Genomic DNA, 20312 nt, shown 5'->3' on the forward strand with positions numbered 1-20312 from the left:
GCTTACCGTTGTTAGCGTGATCGCAGTCACAGCATCACCGTGGACCTCCGGTGCTGTCAAGTGTTTGCCGCATGTTTCTCAACTTCTGGACCCCAGAAATTGAATCTTGCATCTTCTGGACTATCAGCGGTTAGTCTGGGTGTCGTGAACCTTCAGCCAACCGCACCCGCGGACGGGATCGACCCCGCCCGGCTGGGTCAAGCAGTGACCGCGGCGAACATTCCCACGCTCATCGCCGTCCTCTACCAATTGACAGGTGATGACCGGTGGTTGTCGGAGCGCTACCAGCCGACCCGGAGCCGCGGCATGGACGACAACGCCACCGGCGGACTGTCGGACGAGGTGCAAGGCGAGATCCGGGCGGCAACTGTCGATGCGGTGATCGCCTGGGCGGACGGCCAGTCGCCGGCACTCCCCTCACTCGACAGCCGGGAACTCATGGAGGTCATGGAGTTCACCATGGGAGAACCGGTGCCTCACGAATTCGGCCCGATGATGGCCGAGGTGATGGGGTTCGACGAGACACCGGCACCCCACCCGGCACGAGAAGTGCCGCCCGACTTCTCTGTGATCGTGATCGGCGCCGGGATCGGCGGCATGCTCGCGTCGGTCCGCCTCACCGAAGCCGGGATCGAGCACGTCGTCCTCGAGAAGAACAGCAATGTCGGCGGATCCTGGTGGGAGAACACCTATCCGGGCGCCGGAGTGGACACTCCGAGCTATCTGTACTCGTTCTCGTTCTTCCGTCACCCGTGGTCGACACACTTCGGCAAGCGCGACGAGGTTCAGGAATATCTGGAGAATTTCGCGGCGGCATACGACCTTCGCCCGAACATCCGATTCGGCACCGAGGTCAGTGATGTTGTGTACGACGATGCCACCCAGCGCTGGAACATCACCGCCCGCGACGGTGACAACACCCTGATCTCATTGTCGTCCAATGCCGTCATCAGCGCGGTGGGCCTGCTCAACCGCCCGAAGATGCCGCCGGTGCCCGGGCTCGATTCGTTCTCCGGCGACCTCTTCCATTCGGCGCAATGGCCCTCCGGGATCAACCTGCACGGCAAGCGGGTTGCCATTGTCGGTGCCGGCGCCAGCGCGATGCAGATCGGGCCCGCGATCGCCGGTTCCACCGCCTCACTGACCATCTTCCAGCGTTCGCCCCAGTGGATCGCCCCCAACGACGTCTACTTCTCGCAGGTCGGCGACGACGTCCACTGGCTGATGGATCATGTGCCGTACTACCACGAGTGGTACCGCGTGCGGTTGTCGTGGATCTTCAACGACAAGGTTCATCCGACTCTGACCGTGGATCCGGAATGGACCGAACCGAAGCTGTCGATCAACGCGACCAATCATGGTCACCGCGCGTTCTACACGCGCTACCTCAGCGACGAACTCGAAGGTCGCCCGGACCTCATCGAGAAGTGTCTGCCGGACTACCCACCCTTCGGCAAGCGCATGCTTCTCGACAACGGCTGGTATCGCATGCTCAAACGCCCCGGCGTCGAACTCATCACCGAAGGCGTCACGGAGATCACCGAGACCGGACTCAGGGACAGCGCCGGCCGGGAACACGAGTTCGACGTCATCATCATGGCCACCGGATTCCACACCGACCGCCTGCTGTACCCGATGGACGTGGTCGGGCGCTCCGGCGCAACCACCCGCGAGGTGTGGGGTGAGCACGATGCCCGCGCCTACCTCGGCATCACCGTGCCCGACTTCCCCAACCTCTTCATCATGACCGGCCCGAACACCGCGTTGGGACACGGCGGAAGTTTCATCACCATGCTCGAATGCCAGATCCGCTACATCATGGACGCCTTGTCGCAGATGGTCGACAAAGATCTCGGCGCCATCGAGCCGCGCCGCGACGTCTATGACAACTACAACAAGTCGGTCGACGACGCGCACGCGTCGATGGTGTGGACCCACCCCGGTATGAGCAACTGGTATCGCAACGCCGACGGACGTGTGGTTGCGGTCCTGCCCTGGCGAATCATCGACTACTGGACCATGACCCGCCACGCCGACCTGTCGGACTACTTGACCGAACCCAACGCAGCAAAGAATGCCCCGATCACCGGAAACCACCGGCCCAGGTAGGCACCACGAGGGGCGCCGGTGGACCGGTGGCTTCATCTGTGAATCGCAGTAACCACCTGTGATTTCACCTGCGTGTCTGTGGCGCCACTACTCCAGCTCGACCAGCAGATCGCCGCCTTCAACCTGCGAGACCGAGGTGATCGCAACGCGTTTGACGGTGCCACCGGTCGGGGCGGTGATGGCCGCTTCCATTTTCATGGCTTCGATGGAACCGATCGCAGCACCGGCCGCGAGTTCATCGCCGGGCTGGACGACGATGGTGACAACACCACCGAACGGTGCGGCAATGTGCTTCGGATTCCCCGTCTGAGCCTTTTCGGCCACCGATTCGGTGACGTCCAACGAGCGGTCACGGACCTGCACCGGGCGGAGTTGCCCATTGAGGATGCACATCACCGTCCGCATGCCACGCTTGTCGGGTTCACTGATCGCTTCGAGACCGATCAGCAATTCCACGCCGGGTTCGAGGACCACCCGATGCTCATCGCCGTACCGCAATCCGTAGAAGAACTGGTTGGCCGACAGCGTGGAGGTGTCACCAAAGGCGGCCTTGTGGTCTTCGTATTCCTTGGTCGGGCCGGGGAACAACAACCGGTTCAACGTCTTTCGCCGCGTCTCGGCATCCGATGCATGGAGATCGGCGGTGTCCTGATCCGACAGTGCCACCACCGGTTTGGGCTCACCGCGCCCGGCCAGCGCCCGCGTCCGCAACGGCTCCGGCCAGCCACCGGCCGGTTCCCCCAACTCTCCGCGCAAGAACCCGATCACCGAATCCGGGATGTCGTAGGACGTCGGATCGTCAGAGAACTCCTTGGCGCTGACACCCTGGCCGACCAACGTCAACGCCAGATCACCGACAACCTTTGACGACGGTGTGACCTTGATCAGGCGGCCCAGCATCCGGTCGGCATCAGCGTAAGCACCTTCGATCTGCTCGAACTGATCACCCAGACCCAGCGCCACCGCCTGCTGGCGCAGGTTCGAGAGCTGTCCGCCCGGGATCTCGTGGGTATACACGCGACCGGTCGGCGACGGCAGTCCGGACTCGAACGGCGCGTACACCTTGCGCAGCGCCTCCCAGTACGGTTCCAGATCACAGACCGCCCCCAGATCCAGACCCGTGTCGTACTCGGTGTGCGCGGTCGCGGCCACGATCGCCGACAACGCCGGCTGGCTGGTCGTCCCGGCCATCGACGCCGAAGCACCGTCAACAGCGTCGGCACCGGCCTGCCACGCTGCGTAATACGTCGCCAACTGCCCACCGGGAGTGTCATGGGTGTGCACATGCACCGGCAGGTCGAAGTTGCTGCGCAAGGCGCTGACCAGGGCGGTCGCTGCCGCCGGGCGCAACAATCCGGCCATGTCCTTGATCGCCAGCACATGGGCGCCGGCCTCGACGATCTGTTCGGCGAGCTTCAGGTAGTAGTCCAGCGTGTACAGCTTCTCGTTCGGATCAGCCAGATCACCGGTGTACGACATCGCCACCTCGGCGACCGTCGTCCCCGTCTCGCGAACCGCATCGATCGCCGGCCGCATCTGATCGACGTTGTTCAGTGCGTCGAAGATCCGGAAGATATCGATACCCGTCGACGCCGCCTCGGCAACAAACGCTTTGGTCACCAACTCCGGATACGGCGTGTACCCGACAGTGTTGCGGCCCCGCAGCAACATCTGCAGGTTGATGTTCGGCATCGCTTCGCGCAACTGCGCCAACCGATCCCACGGATCTTCCTTCAAGAACCGAAGCGCCACATCATAAGTCGCGCCGCCCCAGCATTCCACCGACAACAACTGCGGGGTCGCGGCCGCCACGTATGGTGCCACCGCGATCAAACCACTGGTCCGAACCCGCGTCGCCAGCAACGACTGATGGGCATCGCGGAACGTGGTGTCGGTGACACCCACCGCCTTTGACGCCCGCAGGTCTGCTGCGAAACCTTCCGGCCCCAGCTTCAGCAGCCGCTGACGGGATCCGTCAGCCGGCGAGGTGATGTCGATGTCGGGCAGCTTGTCGCGGGGGTACACCGTCGCCGGCCGCTCACCATGCGGCTTGTTCACCGTGACATCGGCCAGGTAGTTGAGGATGCGGGTACCGCGGTCCGCCGAGACCCGCGAGGTCAGCAACTGGGGACGTTGCTCGATGAACGAGGTGGTGACATTCCCGGCCTGGAAATCTGGATCCTCCAGAACCGCCTGCAGGAACGGAATGTTCGTTGCCACACCACGGATCCGGAACTCGGCCACCGCCCGCCGCGCACGTGCCACCGCGGTCTCGAAGTTTCGGCCGCGACACGTCAACTTCACCAGCATCGAATCGAAATGTGCACTGACCTCGGCACCGAGTGTGGCACCGCCATCGAGGCGGATACCCGCACCACCCGGTGTCCGGTAGGCGGTGATCCGGCCGGTATCAGGCCGGAACCCATTCGTCGGGTCCTCGGTGGTGATGCGGCACTGTAGCGCCGCACCCCGAATCTGCACCGTGTCCTGTGACAATCCCAGATCAGACAGGGTTTCCCCCGACGCGATCCGGATCTGCGACTGCACCAGATCCACATCGGTGATCTCTTCGGTGACCGTGTGCTCGACCTGGATCCGCGGATTCATCTCGATGAACACGTGATTGCCGTTGCGGTCGAGCAAGAACTCGACGGTGCCCGCGCACGAATAACCGATCTGCCTGGCGAACGCCACCGCGTCCGCGCACATGCGTTCGCGCAGTTCCTGCGGCAAGTGTGGCGCCGGCGCCAGCTCGATGACCTTCTGATGACGCCGCTGCACACTGCAGTCCCGTTCGAACAGATGCATCACATTGCCGGCACCGTCGGCCAGGATCTGGACCTCGATGTGACGGGGTTCGATCACCGCCTGCTCGAGGAATACCGCCGCGTCGCCGAATGCCGACTTCGCTTCGCGCCCAGCCGCTTCGATCGCCTCACTCAACTCCGCGATCGTTTCGACCCGGCGCATACCACGGCCACCACCGCCGGCGATGGCCTTGACGAACACCGGGAACGTCATCGACTCGGCAGCAGCCATCAACTCATCGACATCATCGGAGGCCTGCGACGAAGCCAGCACCGGCAGACCCGCCTCCCGAGCCGCGGCGATCGCCCGGGCCTTGTTGCCCGTCAACTCCAGCACCGCTGCGGACGGCCCGATGAACGTGATGCCCGCAGCCTCACACGCCGCAGCGAGGTCCGGATTCTCCGACAGGAACCCGTACCCCGGATAGATCGCATCCGCCCCGGCCCGCCGGGCCGCCGCGATGATCTCGTCGACCGACAGGTACGCGCGCACCGGATGTCCCTCGTCACCGATCTGATAGGCCTCGTCGGCCTTCAAACGATGAACAGAATTGCGGTCCTCATACGGGTACACCGCCACCGTGCCGGCACCCAACTCATACGCCGCACGAAACGCACGAATCGCGATCTCACCACGATTGGCCACCAACACCTTGCGAAACATCAACCCGCCTCCACCTTTGTTCGCACCGATCACTGCACCACCGTGGGACACAGATGAACCCTCTACGAGGATCCCCTACGGGAACCCTACGGCCGGTCGACTTCCTCACACGCGATCATCCGATGGCTGTGCGTTGTTCGTGATCGTGCTGTTTCCCTGGTTAACAATCGGCCCGGATACGACCCTATGTCTTCGCTTCGCTGTCGTCGACGAGATTGCCGGCATCGTCGACGTCCACCGGCCGGTTTTCCATTCGGTTCACGAGGTACGTGACCCCCCAGAGCACAACACCGATCAGCAACATCACACCCGCGATCTTGTACTGGATCATCTGTGAGTCGGTACGAGCCCACGGACCGGCCAGAAACAGGCACAGGATCGCGCCGAGTGCCGGAATCCAGACCGGAGCCCGGAAGAAGGTTTCGGCATCCGATCGCTTCAGAACGAGGCAACACACGTTCACCACGGCGAACACACAGAGCAGCAACAATCCGGTTGTACCCGCCAGAGCCGCCACAACATCGTTGTCCGACAACTGATTCACCACGATGATGAGCCCAAGGGCCAGTACGGTGGTGAAGAGGATCGCACTCCACGGCGACCGTCGATTCGGCAGTACCCCGCCCAGCGCGCGCGGAAGCACCCGCTGCCGGGACATGCCATATATCAATCTGCTGGCCATCAGCATGTTGATCAGAGCGGTGTTGGCGACGGCGAAAACAGTGAGATACGGGAATATCTCATCGATCGGTACAGAGGGTGCACCGATTCGAACCACGTGCAGGAGAATTCCTTCATCCCCCGAGTCGTAATCGAGCGGCAGGACCGCGATCACCGCGACAACAACAAGTACATAGATCAGGCAGGCCAGACCCAATCCCGACAACATGACCTTGGGGAAGATCTTCTGCGGTTCCTTGGTCTCCTCGACCATGTTGACCGAATCCTCGAAGCCCACCATCGCGAAGAATGCGACGGTCGTCGCGATCGTTGTCGCCAGGAACCAGCCCTTGTCGTTGGCGTCCTCGAACACGACCAGATTTCCGATGTCACCATCGCCGGTGCCCCGCCCGGCAGCCACGAAACCGATCACGATCACTATCGCCAGCGCGAGTATCTCCACCACGGTGAGAACGACGTTGAACCGGACCGACTCCCCGACACCACGCAGGTTGATGAGGGCCAGGACGATCATGAACCCGAGGGCAACCGCCAACTGGGCACCGTCACCGGTGGGCACATCGAACCAGCCCAATCCGTCCGCGCTGCTGAATGATTCGTGCAGTCCTTCGAGAAGGTTCCCGGCCACCACATTCGACGACGTCGAAGCACTGGTGATCCCGGAGCAGACCACCGCGAATGCCACCAGGAAGGTCAGGAAATGGATCCTGAACGCCTTCTGCGTGTACAACGCCGCGCCCGCGCACTTCGGAAACTTGGTGACCAACTCCAGATAGGAGAATGCGGTCATGGTGGCCACCGCGAACGCCAGGATGAACGGCACCCATGCCATCCCTCCGACGTGGCCGATCATCTGTCCGGTGACCGCATAAACACCGGCACCGAGGATATCGCCGACAATGAACAGGAGCAGCAGACCGGGCCCCATCACCCGCTTCAACTCAGGTTCGGACTTGGAAACGGGATCAATTGTCGTTTCTGTCATTTCAGACCCTCCCGGTAAGAGGACGTCAACCGACTGAGGCCGTTTTCTCGACCTCATGATGATATTCCTCACCCGGCCCCGGGATGACGGTTGTCATTTTTTCGTAACTCGCCCGTCGTACCGTGGCGCCATGAGCACTGTGATCGAAAACGCCTACCTCGTCACCATGGATGCCGGGCGCCGGGAGTTGCGCTCCGGTTCCGTGGTTTTTGACGGCAATTCGATCACCGCCGTGATCGACGGGCGCGTGGACCCACAGATCGCCGACAAGTCCGAGGTGGTCGACGGCACCGGGTGCGTCCTGACACCGGGTCTGATCAACACACACCATCATCTGTATCAGTGGATCACCCGGGGCCTGGCCGCCGATCACACACTTTTCCAGTGGCTGACCACGCTGTATCCGGTGTGGGCCGGCATCGACGAGGAAAGTGTCCACGTCGCCGCGACCGGGGCCCTGGGCCGGTTGGCGTTGTCCGGCTGCACCACCAGCACCGATCACCACTACGTCTTCCCCAAGGAGGGCGGCGACCTGCTCGCGGCCGAAATACTTGCCGCGCAGTCGGTGGGATTGCGTTTCCATCCCACCCGTGGATCGATGGATCTGAGCGAGAAGGACGGTGGCCTGCCGCCCGACAGTGTGGTCGAGACCATCGATCAGATCATGACCGCGAGCTCGGACGCGATCGACCGCTGGCATGACCCGTCAGCCGATGCCATGGTCAAGATCGCACTCGCCCCCTGCTCCCCGTTTTCCGTCACCGCGGACCTGCTGCGCGCATCGGCAGAGCTGGCCCGCGAGAAGAACGTGCGGCTCCACACGCACCTCGCCGAAACCCTCGACGAATCTGATTACACCGCCGAACATTTCGGCTGCACACCGCTGGAATACATGGAATCCGTGGGCTGGCTGGGCAACGACGTCTGGTTTGCCCACGGTGTGCACTTTGATGACAAGGCGATCTCCACGCTCGCGGCGACCGGCAGCGGAGTCGCCCACTGCCCCACGTCCAACGGCCGCCTGGGAGCAGGAATCGCACGTACCCGCGACCTGATCGCGGCTGGTGTGCCCGTCGGTCTGGGCGTCGACGGTGCCGCGTCCAACGAATCGAGTCGACTGCTCGAAGAAGCCCACCAGGCCGTGCTGATGGCTCGCGCCATCGGCGGTCCGACCGCGCTCACCACCCGCGAAGCACTGGAGCTGGCGACGCTGGGTGGAGCCCGTGTCCTCGGATACCAGGACACCCTCGGATCCATCGAGCCCGGTAAACTCGCCGACCTGGTGCTCTGGCGCATCGACGGCCTGGGCCACAGCGGCATTCACGATCCGGTGGCAGCACTCGTACTCGGCGACGTTCCGCCCATCGAACGTATGTGGGTCAACGGGAAAACGGTTGTCAGCGGCGGTGAACTCACCACCATCGACGCCGAAGACACCGCACGCAAGGTCGCGGCCGCACATACCGCGCTGATCGCCAAGGCGGGATGATGGACCTCCACACGATCGAGAGCATCGAAATACCGCGTACCCGCGCCGATCTGACCGGCCTGACCACCACCGACGGCCTGATGTCGGGCGGCACCTGGCTGATGAGTGAGCCGCAACTGCACCTGCGACGACTGATCGACCTGCGTGGACTCGACTGGCCCGACCTCACTGTCACCGACTCTGGCCTCGAGATCGCTGCCACCTGCACCATCGAGACGCTCATGTCCGCGCATTACCCTCCGGAATGGGTCGCCACCCCGGTCTTTGCCGCCGCCGCCGCAGCGCTGGTGGCGTCGTTCAAGATCTGGAAGAACGCCAGTGTCGGCGGCAACATCTGCCTCGGTTTTCCGGCCGGAGCGATGATTTCGATGACCTCGGCGCTCGATGCGCGGCTGCTGGTCTGGAAGTCAGATGGCACCGATCGCCACTATTCGATACCGGAATTCGTCATCGCGCAGAACGAGACCATCCTCGAACCCGGAGATGTACTGCGCTCCATCACGATTCCGGCCTCCGCACTCGCACAGCCCACGGCTCTGCGCAAGATGGCCATGTCGCCGTTGGGACGATCCGGTGTGGTGGTGGTCGGTCGCCGACGTCCTACCGGTGCGCTGATCTCGGTGACTGCGGCCACCCAGGTTCCCTATGTGATCGCCACTGACTCCATGGAACCCGATATGGTTGCCGCCCTTGTTGATTCGGCGATACCGCCGCAGGCGTACTATTCGGACGCGCACGGCACCGCAGACTGGCGCCATCATGTCACCGGCGTACTCACCCGGGATGTTGTTGTCGGGCTGGCCGGTTCGCCGAAGGACTGAAGGCAGATGAAGATCAACGGAAAGCTTGTCGAAGCCCGTCCCGCGCCCGGGCAGTGCCTTCGCACGTTCATCCGCGACCAGGGTGAGGACAGCGTCAAAAAGGGTTGCGACGCCGGCGATTGCGGCGCATGTTCGGTCCTGATCGACGGTGAGCCGCACCATTCGTGCCTGATACCGGCGTTCCGGGTGTCGGATGCCGAGATCACCACCGTGTCCGGACTCGGTACCCCGGACAACATGCATCCGCTCCAGCAGAGATTTGTCGATGCGGCCGGGTTTCAGTGCGGCTTCTGTACCGCCGGCATGGTGGTCACTGTCAGTGCGCTGGACCGGGCTCAGCTGGACGACCTGCCGCAGAGTCTCAAGGGAAACCTGTGCCGCTGCACCGGGTATCGCTCCATCTGCGACGCGATCGATGGCGTTGTCGGGACGGAGAAGGTCTCGGCCGGTGATCCGGGCCGCTCGGTGGGCCGGTCGATCCCGGCACCGGCGGCCAAGCGCATCGTCACCGGCACCGAGCCGTACACGATGGACCGCCTGCCCACCGACCTCGGTCACATCGCCGTGGTCGGCAGTCCGCACCCACATGCCCGGATCCTGTCGATCGACACCACCGCGGCCGAGCAGATGCCCGGAGTCCGTGCGGTCCTCACCCACCGGGATGATCCCGGCGTTCGGTTTTCCACCGCTCGTCACGAGAATCGTCTCGACGATCCCGACGACACCCATGTCTTCGACACCACCGTGCGATTCGTCGGGCAGCGGGTCGCGGCCGTGGTCGCCGATTCCATGACCGTCGCCCGCCGAGCCGGTGAGCTGATCACCGTCGAATACGAAGTCCTGCAGGCCAACTTCGATCCGGCACTGGCCACCGAACCCGGTACTCCACTCGTCCACGGCGACAAGGGTCGCGGCGCCCGCATCGCGGATCCACAGAGCAACCTCGTCGCCGGATTCGAGGGGACGACCGGCGATGTGGATGCCGGTTTGGAACAAGCCCGGGCCGCGGGTGGAACGGTGGTCTCCGGCCGCTGGCAGACCGCGCGGGTCCAGCACACTCATCTCGAAACTCATGGAGCAGTTGGCTGGCGAGATGAGAACGGCCGCTTGGTCATTCGGTCGAGCACTCAGGTTCCCTTCTTGATCCGCGACGAGTTGTGCCACATCTTCGGACTGCCCGCCGACGACCTCCGCGTCCACACCGCCCGTGTCGGTGGCGGATTCGGCGGCAAACAGGAACTGCTGACGGAAGACCTGGTGTTGCTGGCCATGCTCAAGACCGGCCGTCCCGCTGTCTACGAGTTCACCCGGACCGACCAGTTCACCATCGCGCCATGCCGTCATCCGATGCGCATCGATGTCACGGCCGCCGCCGGGGCCGACGGTGTGCTGACCGCGCTGTCTGTGTCGGTGTTGTCCGATGCCGGCGCCTATGGCAATCACAGCACCGGAGTGCTGTTCCACTCGTGTGGCGAATCGGTCGCGTTGTACCGGTGTGCGAACAAGCACGTCGATGCACGTGCGGTCTACACCAACAACATTCCGTCGGGGGCGTTCCGCGGCTATGGGCTCGGGCAGGTCTCGTTCGGGATCGAGGGCGCGATCGACGAATTGGCAGCGCAGTTGGGTATCGATCCATTTGAGATGCGCCGCATCAACGTCACGGTGCCCGGCGATCCGCTGGTCACCTGGCAGGTCGAAGAGGACGACCTCGAATACGGAAGCTACGGCCTCGACCAGTGTCTCGATCTCGCTCAAGGGGCGTTGGAGTCAGGACGCACCGATCCCACCCGCAATGGTGAAGTGCTGGCCTCCCAACCGGATTGGCAGATCGGTGAAGGTATGGCTGCGACGATGATCGCGACGATTCCCCCGCGCGGTCACCACGCCGATGCCCGGATGACACTCACTGCCGAGGGTGACTTCATCGCTGCGGTCGGTACGGCCGAATTCGGCAACGGAACCACCACGGTCCTCACGCAGATCGCCGCCTCGGCACTCGGCTGCGCGCCCAGCCAGATTGTCCTGCAGCAAGCCGACACCGACGTCGTCGGCCATGACACCGGAGCGTTCGGTTCAGCCGGCACCGTTGTCGCGGGCAAGGCCCTGAACTCGGCCTGCGTTGAACTCCGTCGGCGCATAATCGAGGTCGCCGCCGCACGACTCGGGGCGGATCAGGCCGATTGCCGGCTCGGACCTCAAGGTGTGCAGGCCGGAGCGGCATTCATCGATCTGCCCGGGGTCGCGGCCGCTGCCGGCGGCACCCTCGAGTGCAGCGGTAACCATGACGGCAGTCCGCGGTCGGTGGCGTACAACGTCCACGCGTTCCGGGTCGCGGTCAGCACCGCCACCGGGCAGGTCCGCATCCTGCAGTCGCTGCAGGCCGCCGACGCCGGTGTGGTGATGAACCCGCAGCAGTGTCGCGGACAGATCGAAGGCGGTGCGGCCCAGGCCATCGGAACCGCGCTGTACGAGGAGATGATCCTCGAAGACGGCCACGTGATGACCCAGGTGCTGCGGAACTATCACATCCCCCAGTTGGCCGATGTGCCGCGGACCGACGTCTATTTCGCCGACACCTACGATTCCGTCGGCCCGCTCGGCGCGAAGTCGATGAGTGAGGCGCCCTACAACCCGGTCGCCCCGGCCTTGGAAAGCGCCATCCGCAACGCCATCGGCGTCCGCATCCACCAGCTACCGATGAACCCACCCCGAGTCTGGCGCGCCCTCACCACCTGACCCACCCGCCACCGAGCGTGCCGAAATCACCGTCGAGCGTGCCCATCCCGCCAAGCGGGCCGTCGAGCGTGCCAAACGAACCGCCGAGCGTGCCAAAGAAACCATCGAGCGTGCCGAAAACACCAGGCCTACAGTCGATCTCGTGCACCTTCGGCACGGTCGACGGTGATTTCGGCACGCTCGGCGGGGGTGCGGTCAGGATGAGATGGTGCGGGCGATGCCGGTTTCCATTGTTCCGGACACGATCTGGAGGCCGTGGTGGGTGCCCGGTTTGAGCCAGCCGGTCAACGTCGGCCCTTCCGCGAGAACGGTGACTTTCGCATAGCGGGCCCGGCCGGTCATTTTGGTCGACGCTACCTGCAACCCGTCGACAACCGGCTGGGCAAATCCGAGTCCGCCTTTGATCGGGAACGACGGGCCACGCCCTTCGGACTGGGTTTCCACCAGCCAGTGGGGGCCCGATGCCCCGGCACCTTCGAGGACGTCGCCGGTGAAGTCGGCCAGCACCTTTGGCAGGTGCCAGTGCTCCCGGCCACCGTGGACCGAGGCCGCCGAGTCGACGGCGATGAACGGAACCGACAGCCGGGGCATCACACCACGACCCCCGCCCGGCCGGCGAAGTACCGGACTGGCCAAGATCTCTCGATACGGGCCGACCGGCGAATCAAGGTAGTCGACCACCATCCCGACGGTGATGTTGATGTTCGAGTCCGGTCCACCGAGCGCAATGGCTTGCTCCGTCGCCCGGTGCCACCAGAGTGTGGCCCGCACCGTCGCGGGCCACGGCGGTGGCGAACTCACCGGCAACTGCGCGGGGATACCTTCGGATTCAGCCACACTCCACATCAACAGGCTCCTTCAGTTGTCTTGGTAGTGGTCACAAACAGGGGCAGTCGCAGCGCCGCGGGAGCATCCGCCGGCACGACCGGCGACGTGGGCGGCACCGCGGGCACCCGGACATAATTTTCACCGAGCCGCGGCCGCCGATCGGCCTCACCCTTGTTGGGCCACAGTGCAATCGCACGTTCTGCCTGTGCGGTGATGGTCAGCGACGGGTTCACCCCCAAGTTGGCGCTCACTGCGGATCCGTCGACGACATGCAAGCCGGGATGGCCGAAGACGCGGTGATACGGGTCGACGACACCGCGTTCGGCGTCCGCACCGATGACGCAACCACCCAGGAAGTGTGCGGTCATCGGGATGTTGACCACCTCGGCCATCGATCCACCCGGATCGCCGTCGATCTTGTCGGCGAGGAGCCGGATCGCCGTATGTCCCTGCGGGATCCACTCGGGCGGCGGGTTTCCGGAACCGGGCCGGCTGGTCAGCCGGCGACCGAAGACGCCGCGCACCGATGCCAGTTCGAGCGAGTTGTCGTCGGTCTGCATCACGAGCGCGATGATGGTCTTCTCCGACCAGTGCCGCACCGAGAGACTCCGGACGAACGCCGCCGGGTGACGCATGGCGACTCCGACTGTCTTGAGAACCCGAGGTGTCCGGCCACCACCGTCCGACAACACCGTCTGCAAGAGTCCGATGGCATTGCTGCCCTTGCCGTATCGCACCGGCTCGATATGCGTGTGGTCGTCCGGATGGAAAGACGAGGTGATGGCAACACCGTTGGTGTAGTCGGTGTCGCGGTTACGTGCCGTCGCGGCCAGCACCGCCTCTGAGTTGGTTCGCACCACCGAGCCCAACTGGTCGGACAGCTCGGGAAGTTCTCCGGTGTCCTTCATCGCGAGCAGCAACTTCTGTGTGCCGTAGGTTCCGGCCGCGAAGACCACCTGGCCGGCAGAGATGCTCTTCTCCCGACGACGCAGTTTGGCGCCGGTCCGCCGGGTGACGACCTCATAGCCGTCCCCGGACGGCCGGACCGCGCTCACCGTGGTCAACGGCAATACCGTCACTCCGGCCTTCTCTGCCAGGTGCAGGTAGTTCTTGACCAGCGTGTTCTTGGCACCCACCCGGCATCCGGTCATGCACGACCCACATTCGGTGCACGCGGTGCGCTCGGGTCCGGCCCCACCGAAGAAGGGATCCGCCACCCGCTCACCGGGGTTGCCGAACAGCACACCCACCGGCGTGGTGGTGAACGTCGAACCAACGCCCATGTCCTCGGCGACCTCACGCATGACCTTGTCGGCGGCAGTCACACTCGGATTGTCGACAACGCCGAGCATCCGGCGGGCCTGGTCGTAGTAGGGGTTCAGTTCGTCGAACCAGTCGGTGATGTCGCCCCATTGCGGATCTTCGAAGAAGCGCTGCGGCGGCTGATACAGCGTGTTGGCATAGTTCAGTGAACCGCCGCCCACACCCGCACCGGCCATCACCAGGACATCGGGTAGCAGGTGAATGCGCTGGACGCCATAACAACCCATCCACGGCGCCCACAGGTACTTGCGCAATCGCCAGCTGGTCTTCGGCAATTCGTCGTCTTCGAAGCGGCGGCCGGCCTCCAGAACCGCTACTTTGTAACCCTTTTCGGCCAGGCGCAGTGCGGACACCGATCCACCGAAGCCGGATCCGACAACCACGACGTCGTAGTCGTTCATGCAGACTCACTTTCCCGGGGCTGCGCGGCGGGGGCACCGCGGCGGAGTTCGAAGTCGCCCAGATCCGTTGTGCGTAGAAGCTTTCGGAATTCCCAGGTGAACGTCGGCCACATCACCGAGTTCCGGCCTTTGCGATCGAAGTACCAGCTGGAGCATCCGCCCGCATTCCAGACGGTGTCGGTGAGCTGTTCGTCGATGTCGTCGTTGTAGGCCTCTTGTGCTCGTCGCGTCACATCGATGCTCGACAACTTCCGGTCCGACATCTGCGCGATCGCCGAATTGATGTAGTTCGCCTGCGATTCCAGCATGTACACGATGGAACTGTGCCCGAGGTTGGTGTTCGGCCCGTACATCAGGAAGAGGTTCGGGAAGCCGTTCACCGACGTGCCGCGATACGCGCTCGGGCTGCCGTTCCAGGATTCGGCAAGACTTCGGCCGTCGGCACCGTGCAGTACCTGCGCCACCGGGGGCTCCGTCGCGGTGAATCCGGTACCGAAGACCACTGCGTCGACCTTGTGTTCAACACCATTTCCGTCGACCACACCCTCCGCGGTCATCGCCGACATGCCCGTGTCCACCAGGTCGACATCCGGCCGAGACAGCGTCCGAAGCCAGGTGTTGCTCAGCAACATCCGTTTGCACCCGATGGTGAAACCGGGCGTCAACTTCTTCCGGAGGACAGGATCGGAGACCTGCCTGCGCAGCTGCCCTTGGGCGACCAATTTGAACAGTGGCAGCAGGAACGTGAATTTCGCCAGCGCGACGACGTAGCCTTCGCGGTAGGCATAGAGCGCACCTCTGGCGATCTTCTGGGTGGGGGGCAGCACCTTGTACAACCTGCGCTCCAGGGCGCCGATGGGCCGCTCCAGTCGCGGAATGATCCATGCCGGCGTGCGCTGGAAGACAGTCAGATGTTCTGCAGGATCGGCCAATTCAGGAACGAACTGAATGGCCGATGCGCCGGTCCCGACCACCGCGATGCGCTTGCCTGCCGGGTCGAAGCCGTGGTCCCAGGTGGCGCTGTGGAACATCGTCCCGGTGAAGTCACCGATCCCCGGAACATCCGGGAAGCTCGGATTCGACAACGTTCCCGTCGCCGCCACCAGCACCTGAGCCGATGTCGTGCCCTGCGAGGTCTCGACGTTCCACCGCGAGGTCTCCGAATCCCATCGCGCACTGAGCAACTCGCAGTCGAAGACGGTCCGCTCGCGCATCCCATGGCTGTCCGCCACCGACTTCAGGTAGTCGAAGATCTCCGGCTGGCGCGCATAATTGTGCGTCCAGGCCGGGCTTGGCGCGAAGGAGAACGAGTACAGGTTGCTCGGAACATCGCAGGCCGCACCGGGATAGGTGTTGTCGCGCCAGGTGCCGCCCACATCCGCGGCGCGTTCGATGAGTACAACGTCGGATGAAGTCTTTTCGGTCAGGATCTTGTGTGCCGCAGCCAGTCCGGCAAAGCCGGTTCCGACGATCAACGTGTGCACCTGTGCCGGCAGTGCTGCCAGCGGCGCGGGGCGGGTGGGGCGGATACTCATTTGTCGGTCACCATTGCCTCCCATATCGGGATCAGTCGCTCGCGCAACTCCCGGTCGGTTGTGTTGTTGCGGAACAGGGCTGAGACCGCCAGTCCCCGGGCGAGTTCGACGCTGATCTCGATCGCTTCGGGCGACATCCGGTCACCGAAGATGGCGGCGCCGCCATCCCGGATGGCCTCATTGACCCGCGCCTCGAGCGGCAGTACCGCAGCATGCAGTGCCGGATCCGTCCGAGCGGCGATCCATAGCTCGAGCGCGGCATAGAACAGCGGGCCCGAGAAGGCGTCGAGGAACAGTTCGACACCGGCGGAGCCGTCGGTGTGCGCGTCCAGCATCTCGGCGAGACGTTGCTCGACCAGATGTTCGACGGCTGCGACCACCAGCGACTCCTTGGTCGGAAAGTGGTGCAGCTGCGCGCCTCTGGAGACACCCGCGCGACGCGAGATCTCCTGGGTGCTGGTTCCCGCATAGCCGTTGTCGATGAGGCAGCCGATCGCCGCATCGAGCAGCCTGGCTCGCATCTGCGCGGTGCGCTGAGCCTGCGTGCGACTGGGGGCCGTGACGGGATCGCCGGCTTCGGCCGCAGGGTCATCCGATGTGCCGGGTGCAGGTGTCCTTGTTGCCACACCAGTGAGGCTAGCGAAGAATTTAGAAACAGTCCACTCTGTTTGTAAATATCGTGCATTAATCCCGCCCCACACAAAACGGTCGTACCCCCACACGCGCGCCAGCGCCTGTACCTGGGGATACGACCGTTCTCGGCCGATCTGTCTACCGGGCCAAAATGCCCTTGGCGACGTGTGTGACCTGGACTTCGTTGCTGCCGGCGTAGATCATCAGCGACTTCGCGTCACGAGCCAGCTGCTCCACCCGGTACTCGGCCATGTAACCGTTGCCGCCGAACAGCTGCACCGCTTCCATCGCCACATCGGTGGCCGCGCGTGATGAATACAGCTTCATCGCGGACGCCTCCGCGAGGTCGAGCGGCTTGCCCGCCTGCGACCGTTCGAGGGCGTGGAACACCATGTTCTGCACGTTGAACCGGGCAACTTCCATCTCGGCGAGCTTCAGCTGGATCAGCTGGAGCTCGGAGATCGGCTTGCCCCACAGCATGCGCTGCTTTGCGTAGTCGATACACAGCCGCTGGCATTCGTTGATGACGCCCAGCGAGATCGACGCGATGCCGACGCGCTCGAGCACAAACCCGGCCTTGGCACCCTCGCCGCCGGTGCCGCCGCCGGTGTCCTCGGTTTCACCGAGCAGGCGATCCTTGTCGACCTTCACGTTGTCGAAGAACAGCTCGCCGGTCGGCGACGACATGATGCCCATCTTCTTGAACGGTTTGCCCTGCGTGAAGCCCTCCATGCCCTTGTCGAGGACAAAGGTGAGAACTTTGCGATGGCGACGGTCGACGTCCGGGTCACCCTCGTCGAGCTTGGCGAACACCACTGCGGTGTCGGCGAAGGGACCGTTGGTGATGAACGTCTTCTGGCCGTTGAGGATGTAGTTCTCGCCGTCCCGCCGAACCGTTGTCTTCATGCCACCCAATGCATCCGAGCCGGAATCGGGTTCGGTGATGGCCCAGGCGCCGACCTTGTTCATGGTGACCAACCCGGGCAGCCATCGCCTCTTCTGGGCCAGCGTTCCGCGCGACCGGATGGTCGACGGGGTCAGACCCATGCTCACGCCCATCGAGGCAACGATGCCCAGGCTCACGCCGGACAGCTCGATGTTCAGGATCGACGCCATCGACGTCATCCCCCCGCCACCGGACCCCGACTTCGCCGGCGCCTCGGTTTGCCCACCGGCCGCTGCGGCCTCCTCGCGGGCGAGCTCCTTCTCCAGTGCATCGGCAGCCATCGCGTCGATACCGAAAGTCTTGAGCATCAAGCGAATGATGTCGTAAGGCGGCATGTTGCCGGTCTCGAGTTCATCGACGTGCGGACGTATCTCCTTGTCGATGAATCCGCGGACGGCGTCCCGCACCATCAGATCTTCTTCGGACCACTCGAACATTCTCGGCTCCCCTGGCGTCGGCGCAACTATTGGCTCCAACATTAGAACAAGTTTCAGTTCCTGTGCCAGGTTCGCGAATCGCCTCCGCGGCCCGCTAACACCCGATGCGAACCCGCCACCGGCCGCCTCGTCGCGACAGGTTCACGACCTGTGCAGGAGCGACCTCGACACTCCAGAAATCGCATGCAAGCGCTGCGGCCACCAGCCCTTGCGCTGTACCGCTGGTCACGACCGCGATCGAATCCGAGTCGGCACAGCCCTTGAGCCAATCTGCCAGGCGAGCGACAAAGGCGGTGACACTCTCACCGCCATGCGAGGCGAAATCCGGGTCCATCAGCCAGGATCCGAGTTCCATCGGATCGACCTGCTCTGGAGCAAGACCGGCCCAGGAACCGAGGTCTATGGACGACAGCTTCGAATCGATCGGGCCGGCACACCCGGTCAGTTCAGCCGTCTCGATGGCCGAACGTTCCGGCGCGACCTGAGCTTCCCTGGAAACAGACCAACGCAGCCGCGCACAATCGGCGCGGCCGCGTTGGTCGAGTGGATCGTCGGCACCGAAACTCAGTGCCGAGTTGGGCCCGGTTCGGGCCGCGGTGAGCAGACGCAGATTCAGCCTGCGCTCACAGATGCCGGGGTTTGCGCCGCACGTGCCTGACGCTTGCCCATCACGGTCAGGATCACCGCGAACACCAGCCCGAGGACGGTCCAGAGGATCACCTGGTTGAGAACTGAATAGAGCCGGAAGTCGCCCACCAGATCGGCCGGGAATCCCGGGAACACGATGGTGTTGCCATTCATCAACGACGACGGCACCTCATCGAAGCTCGGCAACAAGGCGATGGTGATGCCGACGGCCACGAGATATGCAGCGCCACCGGCGATCGCCGAGTACAGCCCGCCGATCTTGGGTGCCAACCAGAACGCCAGCACCGTCGCGGCGACCATGAAGGCGACAGACAACAGAACGATCGTCAGATACGCGCTACTACGCGACCCGATCGTGTCTTCCTCACCAACCGCCGGCGGATTTGCCGGGTACGCACAGAACGGGATCAGGTAGACCGCGACAAAACCGAAGGTGGCGAGAAAACCTGCCACGGTACGGGGGTCGGTCCGCGGGTAGCGCCGACCGATGTACGCCCACAGCACCGTGAACGCGACCGCGAAGAACGCACCCATGATGAGTCCGAAGACCACGGTGCCGACTCCGGCTCCGATGTTCTGCTGGATGGTGCGCGAGAACAGCTCGTGCTCATGACCGTGCTCGCCGCCGGTGAGTTCCAGCTCGGCGTGCGACCGGTCCTCTTCGTAACCGACGGCCCGCTCGACGAGCGGTTCGAGGTAGATGCGGGCGAAGATGAACGCGACCAATCCGGCGACCAGGCCTGAGAGCAGGCCGGCGCCGATGAACTTCTTTTCCATGGTGTCAGTTGCTCAGTGGCAGGGGTATCCAAGGAAATGGCGGGCGTCATGGATGAACTCGTGGACGTGGGTATCCGACCCGAACACTGACACCGCCCCCTGGTCGAACCCGAGGAAGTAGTACGCCAAAGCGGCCACGAACGTGGTTGCGGTCAACCACAACGCGGCGTCGGCCACCGATACGTCGGGCACCGCGACTGAAAGCTTTGCACCCGAAACCGGCTGGGCCACTGAAGAACTCGACACATTAACTCCTCTCGCGGGTAAACGCGCCCGCGTCTATGTTGATATGCGCTGAGTGCCGGTGCTCTGACTCGTTCTCCAGATCACGGATGACCTGTCGAACCCACAGTGGCGCGACCGTTCCGGATTTCCACCGGATTTCCCGTTCACACAGCGTGAACCGACTCTATTCGTGCGACTTTTCCCCGGTCAAGGCGGGCTGTGTCCGGGAATGTCGGGCGCCACTGTCAGACCTCTCATGGATCA

15 protein-coding genes and 1 riboswitch are annotated in these 20312 nt (G+C 63.8%); of the genes, 4 read left to right on the forward strand and 11 right to left on the reverse strand.

What is annotated here, in order from left to right; translation table 11 throughout:
* Window positions 1-135: 135 nt before the first annotated feature.
* Window positions 136-2109 carry an NAD(P)/FAD-dependent oxidoreductase gene (locus H290_RS0122595; RefSeq protein ID WP_155976997.1) on the forward strand — a complete coding sequence of 658 codons (1974 nt, stop codon included), beginning with the start codon at window positions 136-138 and terminating at the stop codon, window positions 2107-2109.
* 87 nt (window positions 2110-2196) lie between these two features.
* Here H290_RS0122595 and H290_RS0122600 read toward each other — a convergent pair whose 3' ends face one another.
* Window positions 2197-5580, reverse strand: coding sequence for a pyruvate carboxylase (locus H290_RS0122600; protein ID WP_020109118.1), 3384 nt, complete (start codon window positions 5578-5580; stop codon window positions 2197-2199).
* Window positions 5581-5764: 184 nt separating this feature from the next.
* Window positions 5765-7246 carry an APC family permease gene (locus H290_RS0122605; protein WP_020109119.1) on the reverse strand — a complete coding sequence of 494 codons (1482 nt, stop codon included), beginning with the start codon at window positions 7244-7246 and terminating at the stop codon, window positions 5765-5767.
* Between the two features lie 130 nt (window positions 7247-7376).
* Here H290_RS0122605 and H290_RS0122610 point away from each other — a divergent pair, with 130 nt between their 5' ends.
* From H290_RS0122610 to H290_RS0122620, 3 genes are read left to right on the forward strand one after another with little or no spacing between them, the layout of a single operon-like run.
* Entirely contained in the window at window positions 7377-8735 is a 1359-nt protein-coding gene (locus H290_RS0122610; protein ID WP_020109120.1) for an 8-oxoguanine deaminase, read from the forward strand.
* A complete protein-coding gene (locus tag H290_RS0122615; RefSeq protein ID WP_020109121.1) occupies window positions 8735-9556 on the forward strand; it encodes an FAD binding domain-containing protein in 822 nt (273 codons plus the stop codon). Before H290_RS0122610 ends, H290_RS0122615 begins: the two co-directional genes overlap by 1 nt.
* A gap of 6 nt (window positions 9557-9562) precedes the next feature.
* Window positions 9563-12295, forward strand: a complete 2733-nt coding sequence (locus H290_RS0122620; RefSeq protein WP_020109122.1) for a molybdopterin cofactor-binding domain-containing protein — start codon at window positions 9563-9565, stop codon at window positions 12293-12295.
* Here H290_RS0122620 and H290_RS31295 read toward each other — a convergent pair.
* The 9 genes from H290_RS31295 to H290_RS0122670 all read right to left on the reverse strand — a co-directional run bounded on the left by H290_RS31295 (window position 12285) and on the right by H290_RS0122670 (window position 20069).
* Window positions 12285-12443: a hypothetical protein gene (locus tag H290_RS31295; RefSeq protein ID WP_155976987.1), complete on the reverse strand. Its 159-nt coding sequence runs from the start codon at window positions 12441-12443 to the stop codon at window positions 12285-12287. The two genes, H290_RS0122620 and H290_RS31295, sit on opposite strands and share 11 nt — an antisense overlap.
* 47 nt (window positions 12444-12490) lie before the next feature.
* Window positions 12491-13141 carry an acetoacetate decarboxylase family protein gene (locus H290_RS0122630; RefSeq protein WP_020109124.1) on the reverse strand — a complete coding sequence of 217 codons (651 nt, stop codon included), beginning with the start codon at window positions 13139-13141 and terminating at the stop codon, window positions 12491-12493.
* Complete coding sequence (locus tag H290_RS0122635; protein WP_020109125.1) at window positions 13141-14847, reverse strand: GMC oxidoreductase; 1707 nt, start codon at window positions 14845-14847, stop codon at window positions 13141-13143. The genes H290_RS0122630 and H290_RS0122635 overlap by 1 nt, the downstream gene beginning before the upstream one ends.
* Window positions 14844-16382: an NAD(P)/FAD-dependent oxidoreductase gene (locus tag H290_RS0122640; protein ID WP_020109126.1), complete on the reverse strand. Its 1539-nt coding sequence runs from the start codon at window positions 16380-16382 to the stop codon at window positions 14844-14846. Before H290_RS0122640 ends, H290_RS0122635 begins: the two co-directional genes overlap by 4 nt.
* Window positions 16379-16903, reverse strand: coding sequence for a TetR/AcrR family transcriptional regulator (locus tag H290_RS0122645; protein ID WP_051122181.1), 525 nt, complete (start codon window positions 16901-16903; stop codon window positions 16379-16381). The genes H290_RS0122640 and H290_RS0122645 overlap by 4 nt, the downstream gene beginning before the upstream one ends.
* Window positions 16904-17153: 250 nt before the next feature.
* Window positions 17154-18398, reverse strand: coding sequence for an acyl-CoA dehydrogenase family protein (locus H290_RS0122650; RefSeq protein ID WP_020109128.1), 1245 nt, complete (start codon window positions 18396-18398; stop codon window positions 17154-17156).
* A gap of 94 nt (window positions 18399-18492) precedes the next feature.
* Window positions 18493-19110: a histidine phosphatase family protein gene (locus tag H290_RS31820; RefSeq protein ID WP_081631684.1), complete on the reverse strand. Its 618-nt coding sequence runs from the start codon at window positions 19108-19110 to the stop codon at window positions 18493-18495.
* On the reverse strand, window positions 19011-19823 hold the full coding sequence (locus tag H290_RS0122665) for a CbtA family protein (RefSeq protein WP_020109130.1): 813 nt from the start codon (window positions 19821-19823) through the stop codon (window positions 19011-19013). The genes H290_RS31820 and H290_RS0122665 overlap by 100 nt, the downstream gene beginning before the upstream one ends.
* A gap of 12 nt (window positions 19824-19835) precedes the next feature.
* Window positions 19836-20069, reverse strand: a complete 234-nt coding sequence (locus H290_RS0122670; protein ID WP_196809613.1) for a CbtB-domain containing protein — start codon at window positions 20067-20069, stop codon at window positions 19836-19838.
* Between the two features lie 35 nt (window positions 20070-20104).
* Window positions 20105-20250: riboswitch (cobalamin riboswitch) on the reverse strand.
* Between the last annotated feature and the right edge of the window lie 62 nt (window positions 20251-20312).

Origin of the sequence: Nocardia sp. 348MFTsu5.1, from assembly GCF_000383535.1 — a bacterium.
GTDB classification, from domain to species: domain Bacteria; phylum Actinomycetota; class Actinomycetes; order Mycobacteriales; family Mycobacteriaceae; genus Williamsia; species Williamsia faeni.

Coding starts and splice junctions, on each gene's coding strand:
- H290_RS0122600 (WP_020109118.1), bottom strand. CDS start 5,580: ATGTTTCGCAAGGTGTTGGTGGCCAATCGTGGTGAGATCGCGATTCGT.
- H290_RS0122605 (WP_020109119.1), bottom strand. CDS start 7,246: ATGACAGAAACGACAATTGATCCCGTTTCCAAGTCCGAACCTGAGTTG.
- H290_RS0122610 (WP_020109120.1), top strand. CDS start 7,377: ATGAGCACTGTGATCGAAAACGCCTACCTCGTCACCATGGATGCCGGG.
- H290_RS0122615 (WP_020109121.1), top strand. CDS start 8,735: ATGGACCTCCACACGATCGAGAGCATCGAAATACCGCGTACCCGCGCC.
- H290_RS0122620 (WP_020109122.1), top strand. CDS start 9,563: ATGAAGATCAACGGAAAGCTTGTCGAAGCCCGTCCCGCGCCCGGGCAG.
- H290_RS0122630 (WP_020109124.1), bottom strand. CDS start 13,141: ATGTGGAGTGTGGCTGAATCCGAAGGTATCCCCGCGCAGTTGCCGGTG.
- H290_RS0122635 (WP_020109125.1), bottom strand. CDS start 14,847: ATGAACGACTACGACGTCGTGGTTGTCGGATCCGGCTTCGGTGGATCG.
- H290_RS0122640 (WP_020109126.1), bottom strand. CDS start 16,382: ATGAGTATCCGCCCCACCCGCCCCGCGCCGCTGGCAGCACTGCCGGCA.
- H290_RS0122645 (WP_051122181.1), bottom strand. CDS start 16,903: ATGCGAGCCAGGCTGCTCGATGCGGCGATCGGCTGCCTCATCGACAAC.
- H290_RS0122650 (WP_020109128.1), bottom strand. CDS start 18,398: ATGTTCGAGTGGTCCGAAGAAGATCTGATGGTGCGGGACGCCGTCCGC.
- H290_RS0122665 (WP_020109130.1), bottom strand. CDS start 19,823: ATGGAAAAGAAGTTCATCGGCGCCGGCCTGCTCTCAGGCCTGGTCGCC.